Origin of the sequence: Streptomyces sp. RKAG337 (genome assembly GCF_023701715.1) — a bacterium.
Lineage (GTDB): Bacteria > Actinomycetota > Actinomycetes > Streptomycetales > Streptomycetaceae > Actinacidiphila.
Window position 1 is genome coordinate 5,635,170 of record NZ_JAJOZA010000001.1, and the last position, 12,039, is coordinate 5,647,208.

The 12,039-nt window shown below is 67.1% G+C and carries 12 protein-coding genes and 1 tRNA gene; 3 read left to right on the top strand and 10 right to left on the bottom strand.

Features of this window, described 5'->3' with window-relative positions:
* The first annotated feature begins 12 nt into the window (after positions 1–12).
* A complete protein-coding gene (locus LNW73_RS24995) occupies positions 13–726 on the top strand; it encodes an SIMPL domain-containing protein (protein ID WP_250991456.1) in 714 nt (237 codons plus the stop codon).
* A gap of 161 nt (positions 727–887) precedes the next feature.
* Complete coding sequence (gene pyk, locus LNW73_RS25000) at positions 888–2,321, top strand: pyruvate kinase (protein WP_250975372.1); 1,434 nt, start codon at positions 888–890, stop codon at positions 2,319–2,321.
* Between the two features lie 128 nt (positions 2,322–2,449).
* Here pyk and LNW73_RS25005 read toward each other — a convergent pair whose 3' ends face one another.
* From LNW73_RS25005 to LNW73_RS25015, 3 genes are all read right to left on the bottom strand, one after another.
* Positions 2,450–2,731, bottom strand: coding sequence for a hypothetical protein (locus tag LNW73_RS25005; protein ID WP_250975371.1), 282 nt, complete (start codon positions 2,729–2,731; stop codon positions 2,450–2,452).
* A gap of 190 nt (positions 2,732–2,921) precedes the next feature.
* A complete protein-coding gene (locus LNW73_RS36720) occupies positions 2,922–3,689 on the bottom strand; it encodes a transcriptional regulator (protein WP_250991457.1) in 768 nt (255 codons plus the stop codon).
* A gap of 109 nt (positions 3,690–3,798) precedes the next feature.
* Positions 3,799–3,873 (bottom strand) — tRNA-Leu (locus LNW73_RS25015).
* A 145-nt stretch (positions 3,874–4,018) separates the two neighbouring features.
* Here LNW73_RS25015 and LNW73_RS25020 point away from each other — a divergent pair.
* Complete coding sequence (locus LNW73_RS25020) at positions 4,019–4,594, top strand: ANTAR domain-containing response regulator (RefSeq protein ID WP_250980115.1); 576 nt, start codon at positions 4,019–4,021, stop codon at positions 4,592–4,594.
* Positions 4,595–4,658: 64 nt separating this feature from the next.
* Here the strand turns inward: LNW73_RS25020 and LNW73_RS25025 are convergent, their stop codons facing one another.
* The 7 genes from LNW73_RS25025 to LNW73_RS25055 form a co-directional block, all read right to left on the bottom strand.
* Positions 4,659–5,375, bottom strand: coding sequence for an ABC transporter ATP-binding protein (locus LNW73_RS25025; RefSeq protein WP_250991458.1), 717 nt, complete (start codon positions 5,373–5,375; stop codon positions 4,659–4,661).
* Positions 5,372–6,277: an ABC transporter ATP-binding protein gene (locus LNW73_RS25030; RefSeq protein ID WP_250980114.1), complete on the bottom strand. Its 906-nt coding sequence runs from the start codon at positions 6,275–6,277 to the stop codon at positions 5,372–5,374. Before LNW73_RS25030 ends, LNW73_RS25025 begins: the two co-directional genes overlap by 4 nt.
* Positions 6,278–6,285: 8 nt before the next feature.
* Positions 6,286–8,067 (bottom strand): branched-chain amino acid ABC transporter permease, encoded by a 1,782-nt coding sequence (locus LNW73_RS25035; protein WP_250991459.1) that lies wholly within the window; start codon positions 8,065–8,067, stop codon positions 6,286–6,288.
* 5 nt (positions 8,068–8,072) lie between these two features.
* Positions 8,073–8,999 (bottom strand): branched-chain amino acid ABC transporter permease, encoded by a 927-nt coding sequence (locus LNW73_RS25040; protein WP_250975367.1) that lies wholly within the window; start codon positions 8,997–8,999, stop codon positions 8,073–8,075.
* A 133-nt stretch (positions 9,000–9,132) separates the two neighbouring features.
* Positions 9,133–10,365, bottom strand: a complete 1,233-nt coding sequence (locus tag LNW73_RS25045; RefSeq protein WP_250975366.1) for a branched-chain amino acid ABC transporter substrate-binding protein — start codon at positions 10,363–10,365, stop codon at positions 9,133–9,135.
* 273 nt (positions 10,366–10,638) lie between these two features.
* On the bottom strand, positions 10,639–11,280 hold the full coding sequence (locus LNW73_RS25050; RefSeq protein WP_250991460.1) for a hypothetical protein: 642 nt from the start codon (positions 11,278–11,280) through the stop codon (positions 10,639–10,641).
* A gap of 237 nt (positions 11,281–11,517) precedes the next feature.
* Positions 11,518–11,991: a PaaI family thioesterase gene (locus LNW73_RS25055; protein ID WP_250980113.1), complete on the bottom strand. Its 474-nt coding sequence runs from the start codon at positions 11,989–11,991 to the stop codon at positions 11,518–11,520.
* Positions 11,992–12,039 lie beyond the last annotated feature (48 nt).

Sequence of the window (12,039 nt, forward strand, 5' to 3'; positions counted from 1 at the left end):
ACAGTGGGGCACATGGCCACAGAAACGGACAGGACCCACCCAACCACCGACGCCCCGCACGTCGGCGTCCGCGGCGAAGCCACCCTCGAGGTCGAACCCGAACTCGCCCGCATCACCGTCACCATCAGATCCCGCGGCGCCGACCGCCGCCACACCCTCGACGACCTCACCCGCCGCAACACCCAGGCCCTCGACCTCATCAAGAGCTACGGCGAAGCCGTCGAAAAGATCGAAACCGGCACCATCGGCCTCACCCCGGAACTCCGCGACAAAGGCCGCGACCGCGGCGAAAAGATCCGCGCCTACCACGGCGTCGTACGCATCGGCGCCACCCTCACCGACTTCACCGCCCTCGGCGAACTCACCACCCGCCTCGCCGACCTCGAACTCACCTCCGTCGACGGCCCCTGGTGGTCCCTGCGCCCCCAGTCGCCCGTCTACCGCGCAGCCCGCAGACAAGCCGTCCACGACGCCGTCCAACGCGCCCGCGAATACGCCGAAGCCCTCGGCTCCACCCTCACCGCCCTCCTCGAACTCACCGACGAAGGCGTCCAACAGGCCACCCCCTACCCCCGACAGGCCTTCGCCGCCATGAGCACCCGCGCCGCCGGCGGCCCCGGCACAGCCGACCTCGCCCCGCAGTCCTTCGATCTCGAACCCGAACGGCAGAACGTCTCCGCACACGTCACCGCACACTTCACCATGACCCCGCCCCCGCTCGGCTGACCCCGGCACCCCTCCACCCGGCCCCCACCAGGACCCACCACGCTGCTCACATGAGCACTGCCATGCACGTTCGACACTTGTCAACAACCGTTAATCCAGCCGACGTTGGACAGTCGCCTCCACCCATCTGCCTACCCGTCAGTAAGTCATAGGCTCGAAACATGCGCCGAGCAAAAATTGTCTGCACCCTGGGCCCCGCCACCGACAGCTACGACCAGATCAAAGCACTCGTCGAAGCCGGAATGGACGTCGCCCGCCTCAACCTGAGCCACGGCTCCTACCCCGACCACGAGGACCGCTACCACCGCGTACGCAAAGCCTCGGAAGAGACCGGACGCAGCGTCGGCGTCCTCGCCGACCTTCAGGGCCCGAAGATCCGCCTCGGCCGCTTCACCGAAGGCCCCGTACTCCTTGAACGCGGCGACGAATTCACCATCACCGTCGAAGACGTCGAAGGCGACCGCCAACGCTGCGGCACCACCTACAAAGGACTCGCCGCCGACGTCACCAAAGGCGAACGCATCCTCGTCGACGACGGCCGCGTCACCCTCGAAGTCACCGAAGTACAGGGCTCCCGCGTCCACACCATCGTCATCGAAGGCGGCATGGTCTCCGACAACAAGGGACTCAACCTCCCCGGCGTCGCCGTCTCCGTCCCCGCCCTCTCCGAAAAAGACATCGAAGACCTCCGCTGGGCCCTGCGCATCGGCGCCGACATCATCGCCCTCTCCTTCGTCCGCAGCGCCCAGGACATCATCGACGTCCACCGCATCATGAAGGAAGAGGGACGCCACGTCCCCGTCATCGCCAAGATCGAAAAGCCACAGGCCGTCGACAACCTCGAAGAGATCGTCGACGCCTTCGACGGCATCATGGTCGCCCGCGGCGACCTCGGCGTCGAAATGCCCCTCGAAGCCGTCCCCATGGTCCAGAAGCGCGCCATCAAACTCGCCAAGCGCAACGCCAAACCCGTCATCGTCGCCACCCAGATGCTCGACTCCATGATCGACGCATCCCGCCCCACCCGCGCCGAAGCCTCCGACGTCGCCAACGCCATCATGGACGGCACCGACGCCGTCATGCTCTCCGGCGAAACCAGCGTCGGCAAACACCCCATCGAAACCGTCAAGGTCATGGGCCGCATCATCTGCGCCTCCGAAGAAGAGATCCTCTCCTCCGGCCTCCCCCCACTCACCGAACGCAACAAACCCCGCACCCAGGGCGGCGCCGTCGCCCGCGCCGCCGCCGAAATGGGTGACTTCCTCGGCGCCAAGTACCTCGTCGCCTTCACCCAATCAGGCGACACCGTCCGCCGACTCAGCCGCTACCGCTCCCCGATCCCCCTCCTCGCCTTCACCCCGGAACCCGCCACCCGCTCCCAGCTCAACCTCACCTGGGGCGTCGAAACCCTCCTCGGCCCCATGGTCCAGACCACCGACGAAATGGTCGACCAGGTCGACGAACAACTGCTCCGCATCGGCAAGTGCCGCAAGGGCGACATCGTCGTCATCACGGCCGGCTCCCCGCCGGGCGTACCCGGTACCACGAACATGGTGCGCGTCCACCACATCGGCGAGGACGACTCCCCGAAGTAGCCGGACCACCCCGTGGGGCTCGTGCCTGTTCCGGGAGGACACCATCGCGGTTCTTCACACCGCAGACCAGGCCTGCCGGACGCGAGATCCGGCAGGCCACCGACGCCCCGGAGGACGCGGTGCCGGCCTCAGTTGTAGATGAAGAGCCAGTACAGGTACTGGTTGGTGGACGGAAAATAGGCGTAACGGCATTGGTACGGAAAACCTTCACGCTGATATTCCTGGCCATCATCCACACACGCTGATTTGGCAGCGTAAAGCCCTCCGGTGAAATGCCATGAACCCGCGGCGCTGGCCGTAGCCGCGACGGGCCGGCGATCCTGAGCGTAGGCGGGAGCCGTGGTGATGGCCGTAGTGGCCATCACGCCGGAGACGAGAACCGCCGCGACGGCGGCAGAGATCTTCTTCAACGTTCCTCCTGTAGGAGTCGTGCGGCCCGGCACGAGCCGATGGCCGCGCTGCCAGGCTAGGACTGGCGTGCGAACGCCGCCGCGGAATGATCGCGATGTGACATGTGCCACGAAACGGCCTTTGGCCGAATTTGGCCTGTGCTACCCGCGCGACCAACTCCCGCTTCCCGGCGGCCAATTGCCCTTGCCCTCAGTACTTGGGCCCCACATGCAGGTCCATGAGCGCGACGGACGCGCGGCGCGCGACGGAGACGTTGTACGGGTCCTCGCCGCGCCGGGTGATCTTCCATTCGACGCCGACCTTGTCGAGGGTGTCGCTGAACAGGGCGCGGATGTCATCCGACTTGTTGGTGAAGAAGTACCGCGGGTACTCGTAGCGCTTCGGCTCGCCGCCGATGACCTTCTCGGTCCAGTTGGTGATCCGACAACCGTCGGAGTGGATGAGTCCCCGGATGAACTCCCACGGGTGGGCGTCGACGATCTCCTGCTGCCATGATTCGAGGGCGATGCGCCGCTCGTGCTTCTTGCCCGGGGCGTGCTGCGGGAACAGGCACGGCCAGTGCTTGCTGGTGGACGTCACCATGGTGCAACCCTGCTTGCGCACGCGGCAGACAGCGTTGTCCGGGTGGATCGCCCGGATCGCCGCTTCGCAGGATTCGATGAGACCTGGCCAGGAGTCCGCGCAGGCGATGCGGAGGGCGAAGACGCCGCGCGGCTGTGCGCTGAGGCATCCGTCGCCGAGGTAGAGACCCAGTAGATAGGCATAGGCGGCGGTAGAACCTGGTGATCGTGCCGGGGACGTGCACCGGGCGCAGTCGTGGCCTCGGCGCGGTTCGATCTCGACTCGCCAGGCGCGGAGAGCGGACCGCGAGATGCCTGTGATCTTGCTGACACTGTTCAGGCTCTGGCCTGTCGCGACGAGCCCGAGCGCTCGACGCCGTATTTCCAGATCGTACATTCACCCGATGCTGGTCCGTACGCCGCAAAACCTCGCCGATTCGAAGGCCTGTTCACCCGACTAAGTGAAGATCGCCAACCATCGGCCAACCTTGGAATCCAAGGTAGAGTGCCCCGGGTCGGACTCGAACCGACACTGTATGGGTTTTGAATCCATTGCCTGCTGCCAATTGGGCTACCGGGGCCCCTTCGAAACAGAGGATAGCGGAAACCCTCCGTGGCTCAAACATACCGGAGCTAGGTAGGCTCATGGGTGCATTACCCCGCCATGATCGAGGAGTCCCGTTGAGCGCCGCCGAGCCCATAGACGAGCAGTCGCACGTACCGCCGATGACGACGCGAGTCGTCATCGCCGAGGACGAGGCACTGATCCGGCTCGATCTCAAGGAGATGCTCGAGGAAGAGGGCTACTCCGTCGTCGGCGACTGCGGCGACGGCGAGACCGCCGTCAAGCTGGCGGAGGAGCACCGGCCGGATCTGGTGATCCTGGATGTGAAGATGCCCATCCTGGACGGGATCTCCGCTGCCGAGCTGATCGCGAAGGCGAAGATCGCGCCGGTGCTGATGCTGACCGCGTTCTCCCAGCGGGAGCTCGTGGAGCGGGCCCGTGATGCCGGGGCGATGGCGTATCTCGTGAAGCCGTTCAGCAAGAGCGATCTGGTGCCGGCCATAGAGATGGCGGTGAGCCGCTTCCAGGAGCTGCGGGCGCTGGAGCTCGAGGTCGCGGATCTGTCGTTGCGGCTGGAGACCCGGAAGCTGGTGGACCGGGCGAAGAGTGTGCTGCAGACGAAGTACGGCTTGTCGGAGCCGGCGGCGTTCCGCTGGATCCAGAAGACGTCGATGGACCGGCGGATGTCGATGCAGCAGGTGGCGCAGGCCGTGATCGATGAGGTTCCGGAGAAGTAGTCCCGCGGAGCAGAGACGAAGGGCCCGCACCGTTCTACGGTGCGGGCCCTTCGTCATGTGGGTGTCAGTCCTCGCCGAGGTAGGCCTTCCGCACGGATTCGTCGTGGAGCAGGTCCGCGCCGGTCCCGTTCAGGACGATCTTGCCGATCTCCATCACGTGGCCCTGGTCCGCCAGTGACAGGGCGGCCTGGGCGTTCTGCTCGACGAGCAGGATCGTGGTGCCCTGGGATTTGAGCTCGGCGATCGTGTGCATGATCTTCTGCATCATGATCGGGGAGAGGCCCATGGAGGGCTCGTCGAGCATGAGCAGTTTGGGTCGCGACATGAGCGCGCGTCCCATGGCGAGCATCTGCTGTTCACCGCCGGAGAGCGTTCCCGCGGCCTGCTTCCTGCGCTCCCCGAGGATGGGGAAGAGGTCGTAGGCGCGCTTGATGTCCTGGGTGATGGCGGCTTTGTCGTTGCGCAGGTATGCGCCGAGCTGCAGGTTGTTCTCAATGGTGAGGCGGGGGAAGATGTGCCGGCCTTCGGGGGAGTGGGCGAGGCCCAGTGCCACGATCTTGTGTGCCGGAACCTTCTCCAGTGACTGGCCGCCGAAGGTGATCTTGCCGCTGAGCGGTTTGATCAGTCCGGAGAGGGTGCGCAGGGTGGTGGTCTTGCCCGCGCCGTTGGTGCCGATGAGGGTGACGACCTGGCCTTCTTCGACGCTGAACGAGATGCCCTTGACGGCCTCGATCTTGCCGTAGGCGACGCGCAGGTCCTCGACTTCGAGCAGTGCGGTCATCGTTCGCCCTCCGTGCCTTTGGTGCTGGTGGTGCTGGTGGTCGCGGATTCGGCTGCCTCGACCTCGGCGAGTTCCTCGTCGCCCGGGGCTCCTTCGAAGGGTTCGCCGAGGTATGCGGCGATGACGCGGTCGTCGCGCTGGACGACCTCGCTGGTGCCTTCGACGAGCTTCTCGCCCTGGACGAGTACGGAGACTCGGTCGCAGAGGTTGAAGATGAAGCGCATGTCGTGCTCGATGACGAGGACGGCGATACCCATGTCGCGGATGGCGAAGACGAGTTCTTCGGTGGTGCGGGTCTCCTGCGGGTTCATGCCGGCGGTGGGTTCGTCGAGCAGCAGGAGTCCGGGGTCGCTGGCCAGGGCGCGGGCGATCTCCAGTTTGCGCTGGTCGCCGTAGGGGAGGTTGCGGGCCAGGTGTTCGGCTTTGGATTCGAGGCCGATGAAGGCGAGGAGTTCCATGGCGCGGTCCCGGGAGGCGGTCTCGGCGCGTTTGAAGCCGGGGCCGCGCAGGAGTGCGGAGAACAGGCCTTCTTTGGTGCGGGTGTGGCGGCCGACGAGCACGTTTTCCAGGACGGTCATGTTGGCGAAGAGCCGGATGTTCTGGAAGGTGCGGGCGATGCCGGCCTGGGTGACGAGGTGGGGCTTGGGCGGCAGGACCTTGCCCTGGTAGCTGACGGTGCCCTCGGTGGGGACGTACAGGCCGGTGAGGCAGTTGAAGAAGGTGGTCTTGCCGGCGCCGTTGGGGCCGATGAGGCCGACGATCTCTCCGGTGTTGACGGTGAGGTCGACGGATCGGACGGCGGTGAGGCCGCCGAATCGCATGGTGACGCCGGAGGCGTTCAGCAGTGGGGTGCCGGGGGTGGCTGCGGGCCCGGCCTTGGGGGTGGTGGTGTCGGTGGTCATGGTGCCGCTCACGCCCCTGCCTTGCTGGTGCCGACGTTGGCGTCGGAGAGGGTGAGTTGTGCGGGGACGGAGAGCTGGTCGGTCTCGTGGTATTCGAGTTTGGACCGGCGGTTGACGACCAGGCCTTCGGGGCGGAAGCGCATCAGGAGGATGAGTGCGAGGCCGAAGAGGAGGAGCTGGTAGTCGTGCATGAACTGCAGTTTGACCGGGATGAGGTAGAGCAGTGAGGCGCCGATGAGGGGGCCGCTGACGGTTCCCATGCCACCGAGGATGACGGCGGCGAGGAGGAACGCGGAGTTGGGTGGTGCGGTTCCGGCGAACTCGAACTGGTCGGGTGTGACGCTGTAGGTCACGTGTGCCTGTACGGCTCCGGCGAGTCCGGCGAGGCTGGCGCCGAGTGCGAAGGCCAGGAGTTTGAGGCGGAAGCCGTTGATGCCCATGGCGGTGGCGGCGGTTTCGTCTTCGCGGATGGCGACCCAGGCGCGGCCGATGCGGGATTCTCCGGCGCGGCGGAAGACGAGGACGACGATGGCGGTGAAGACGAGCATCAGCAGGTAGTAGTTGCCGAATCGGCCGAGGCTGTTGACGCCGGTTTCGTGGCTGTCGCCGAAGTTGAACCCGAACATGTCGAGGTCGGGGACGTTGGAGATGCCGTTGGGTCCGTTGGTGATGTCGGGCCCGGTGGTGCCGTTGAGGTTGTTCATGGTGATGCGGAAGATCTCACCGAAGCCGAGGGTGACGATGGCGAGGTAGTCGCCGCGCAGCCGCAGGGTGGGTGCTCCGATGAGGACGCCGAAGACCAGGGAGGCGGCGGCTCCCGCGAGTGCTGCGGCCCAGAAGGGGAACTGGATGTGGAGCGCGGAGGAGGTGGAGCCGGATACCAGGGCGGCGGTGTAGGCGCCGACGCCGAGGAATGCGACGTATCCGAGGTCGAGCAGGCCCGCGAGGCCGACGACGACGTTGAGGCCGAGGGCGACGGTGGCGAAGACCAGGATGTTGACGCCGACGGAGGTGTAGGCGTCGTTGTTCTGGGTGAAGGGGAAGGCTGCCGCGGCGGCGAAGGCGGCGGCCATGGCGACGTTGCGGTGCTTCGTGGTGAGGGTGGTCAGCCGGGCGATCAGGCCGCTCTTGGTGAGGGCGGCGAAGCTGAAGGCGACGATGATCAGGAAGCCGACGAAGAGTTCCGCGTACGCGGTGTCGATGCCGTACGTGAAGACGTAGAGGCCGATGCCGAACGCGGCGACGATGAGGAGGAGTTCCGCCCAGGAGGGGAGGGTGCGGGTGGGTTTGGGGGGCGGGTCCGCGTCGAGCGCGCCGAAAACAGCTTTCCAGACGTTGACGGGTGCGGTGCCACGGCTGGGCAGGGCGAGGGCCCCGATGAGCGCGGCGAGGGCAGCGACGATCGCGACGTAGGCGCCGGGTTCGAGGTTGACGATGCCGTTGAGTTCCACGGTGATGCTGACGACCGTGTAGCCGACGACGCCGAACATCCCGCGGGTGAGCAGGAACAGGGGGCTGTCGCTGCCGGCGGGGTTCAGCCAGCGCAGTCCCCGTACGCCGTAGGACGCGGCGGTGAAGAGCAGCGTGAGGAGTGCGCCGACGAGGGCGAGCACCTGGAGGCCGCCGGGGTAGCCGGCGACGGTGAGGTCGCCGGGGTATGCGGAGGTCCAGGTCCAGGGGAGGAAGGTGGAGATCGCGGTGGCGGCGGCGCCGATGGCGACGAGTGCGCGGGCGGCCTTCTCCGGGAGCGGGATGATCCCCTGGTGCTGGGTGGTGGTGTCTGTGGTCATGTCGATCACGCCCGATCCGCGACGCGTTCGCCGAGCAGGCCCTGGGGCCGGATCAGCAGGACGAGGATGAGCAGGACGAAGGCCCAGACGTCCTTCCAGGCGGAGCCGAATTCGCCCATGCCGGGAATGTTGTCGATGTAGCCGGTGGCGAGCGCTTCGGCGATGCCGAGGGTGATGCCGCCGAGCATGGCGCCGTAGATGTTGCCGATGCCGCCGAGTACTGCCGCGGTGAAGGCCTTGAGGCCCATGAGGAAGCCCATGCGGTAGCTGATCTGGCCGTCCTTGAGCCCGTAGGCGACGGCTGCGACGGCGGCGAACGCGGCACCGATGGCGAAGGCCATGACGATGATGCGGTCGGTGTTGATGCCCATCAGCTTGGCGGTGTCGGGGTCCTGGCTGGTCGCCTGCATGCCGCGGCCCATGCGGGTCTTGGCGACGAACAGGCCCAGGGCGAGCATGCAGACCGGGGCTGCGATGAGCAGGAAGATCGTGCCGCGCTGGATGGTGACGCTGCCGACGTGGAAGGGGTCACCCGAGAAGCGCGGGAAGGGGTGGTCCTTGTTCGCGTCGGGGTACCACTTCCAGATGGCCTGCTGGAGGGCGATGGACAGGCCGATCGCGGTGATGAGCGGCGCGAGCCGGGGGGCGTTGCGCAGTGGCCGGTAGGCGAACCGTTCGGCGGCGACGGCGACGAGGACGGAGCAGACGATGCCTCCGACGATCATGAGGGGGAGTGCGACCCAGAGGGCGGTGCCGGTGGGAAGGACGAGGAACGCGGTGAGGGCGCCGAATCCCCCGATCATGAAGATCTCGCCATGGGCGAAGTTGATCAGCTGGACGATGCCGTAGACCATCGTGTAGCCGATTGCTATCAGTCCGTACAACGCGCCGAGTATCAGGCCGTTGGCCAGCTGTTGCGGCAGTTCGTGCACCGCAGGGCCTCCGTGGAGTGGGACGGATACGCCCGGCCGCGCGGCGCTGGTGACGGTTCCGCGCGGCCGGTGCGTACTTACAGGGGGGTGCTGCGGTGGATCTGGTGCGGGTCGGTCGGTGATCGGCGGGTGATCAGCTCTGGTTGAACACGCCGCTCTTGATCGGTGCCCACTTGCCGCCCTTGACCTGGTACACGGTGAGCTGCTTGTTGGTGGTGTCGCCGAACTCGTCGAAGGAGACGGTGCCGGTCACGCCGTTGAAGGAGACCTTGGACATGGCCGCGGTGATCTTCGCGCGCGAGTCGGACGGGAGCTTGCCGCCGTTGTCGTTCATGACGGTCTTGACGGCCTGGATGATGGCCCAGGCGGAGTCGTAGGAGTAGCCGCCGTACGCCTCGAAGGCCTGCTTGTAGCCGGCGGCCGCGTAGTCGGCGACGAACTTCTTCGCGGACGGGAGGGTCTCGACGGGCGCGCCGACCGAGGTGGCGAGGTCGCCCTCGGCCTTCTTGTTCAGCTTGACGTAGTCGGCGCTGTACATGCCGTCGCCGCCCATGAGCGGGATGGCGACGCCGTTGTCCTTGAGCTGCTGGCTCAGCGGGCCGGCGGCGGGGTATTCGCCGCCGTAGTAGACCGCTTCGGCGCCGGCGGCCTTGACCTTGGTGACGATGGCGTTGAAGTCGCGGTCGTCGGGGTTGACGTGGGCGGTGCCGACGACCTTGCCGCCGAGCTTGGTGAACTCGCCGGTGAAGGTGGCGGCGAGGCCGGCACCGTAGGTCTTCTGGTCGTCGATGACGTAGACCTTGGTCTTCTTCGCCTCGCCGAAGAGGTACTGCGCGGCGAACGGGCCCTGGATGGCGTCCGTGGTCGCGGTGCGGAAGTACGACTTGAACGGGCGGGCCTTGGTGCCCGTGGCCCACTTCTCGCCCTGGGTCAGGGACGGGTTCGTGTTGGCGGGGGAGACCTCGACGAGGTTCGCGCCGTCGAAGATCTTCTGCATCGACTGGGCGACGGAGGAGTTCAGCGGGCCGACGACTCCGGCGACGGTGTTGTCGCCGACGAGCTTGGTGGCGTTCTGCTGGCCGGGGCCGGGCTTGCCCTGGTCGTCCAGCGCCTGGATCTTGAACGTGACGCCCGGAACCTCTTTGGTCTTGTTCGCCGTGTTGGCGGCGAGCTCGACGGAGTTCTTGATGCCCTGGCCCAGCGCGGACAGGTCGCCGGTCAGGGGGGCGTCGACGCCGATGACGACGGTGGTGTTGGCGCCGTCGTCGCCCTTCTTGCTGTCGTCGCTGCGGGATCCGCAGGCGGTAAGTGTGAGGGCCCCAGTGGTGAGCACGGAGGTCAGTAGCAGCAAGGAACGGTGTCGCACGATCAGTCCTTTCCCCAGGCGCGGCCTGCTCTGGTGAGAGGCCGAGTCGTGCGCTGGAACCCGAACTGGCGAATCCGGTGGCGCGGTGACTGGCCGTGACTCTAGGCCTGTGTGGGGAACTCGGGCAGCGGTGCGGGAAGAGTGTGACTGTCTTGTTATGCCGGATGGAAACTCTTGAGGTTCTGTTGAGGTTCCTTGGGTGGTTTGCGGTGTTTTGCCCCCCTGTCCGCATGTTTTATGGCGTTGTCCGGATAGCGAGAACCCGCACTTCCGCTACGGGATGGAAGTGGTGGAAGTGCCGCGGGCGGGTCCTGGCCGGCAGATTCGGTGCAGGAATGCGGAGAGGTCGCGGGGATAGCCGCCGCCGAAGATGAAGCTCTGATTCTGTATTGCGCGCGTGTTACGCAGCGTTACGTCGAGGAAGGGAAGATCCACGTCCAGCGGCAGCCCCGCGCATTTGTGCACGGTCATCTTTATCGTGATGTGCCGCGTTGTTCCCTGCTTAAGGGTCAATGGGACCGAGGGGGCGATTTCGGCACTGAGTCCCTCGAATGAGGGAGTAACGCCGAGAATCGTCACCGCAGTTCCCTCCCGTACGGTCACGGTGAAACGGAACACCCCGGACCCGGCGGGGGACATGGGCGGCGGATGTCCCGACTCGTAGGCGATGTAGGTGACCTGCGCAGGCCACGGGCCGGGGTCCGGCACCGGCTCCGGGGTGCGCATCGCATGGCCCAGGGCGATGACCGCGATGACGCAGAGGGCCGCGGTGGCGGCCAGCACCGTACGGCGGCCACGGTCGGACAGCGCGGCCCGGCGTACTTCCCAGCGGACGGCCCAATATCCGCCCGGGCGGGGGGAGTTGGTGGTGGGTGTGCCGGTGGTGGGGCCTTCCACCGGGCCGATGCCGCTCACCGCGCCCGGACCCCGGTGCGACCAGGGGGAACGTGCCGGCGGTCCGGCCCGCCGTCCCTGGTGCGGACGGACCGGCGCCCGGCCCGGTAGGTGACGGCGAGTAAGGCGGTGCGGACGGGCGCGGGCGCGCGGCGGTGCCGCGCGTGCTGGATCCCTGCTGCCGCCATGGCCGCCCCCCTGCCGAAAACGCTAGGGCCTCCGGGCCCGCGCGACAACGGTGCGGGCCCGGCCGGTGGGTCAGGTCGTGGTGGCGCCGGGGCTGGCGGGGCGCAGCATGCAGGTGAGGCGGGCGGTGCAGACCCGCTTGCCGTTCTCGTCGGTGATGACGACCTCGTAGGTGGCGGAGGAGCGGCCGCGGTGGACGGGGGTGGCGACGCCGGTGACGTTGCCGGAGCGGATGCCGCGGTGGTGCGTGGCGTTCAGGTCCACGCCGACGGCGAGCTTGCCGGGACCGCCGTGCAGCATCGCGCCGACGGAGCCCAGCGTTTCGGCGAGGACGGCGGAGGCGCCGCCGTGCAGCAGGCCGTAGGGCTGGGTGTTGCCCTCGACGGGCATGGTGCCGACGACCCGGTCGGGGGACGCCTCGGTGATCTGGATGCTCATGCGGTCACCGAGGTGGCCGGCCGAGAACAGGGCGGGCAGGTCGAGGCCGAGGCCGGACCACTGCGCCAGGATCTCCTGCGGGAACTGCGTGCTCGTCTGCTCGCCCATGCGGCCGGCTCCGATCGTCATCGTTCGGTGGTGTCGGTGGATCAGTGA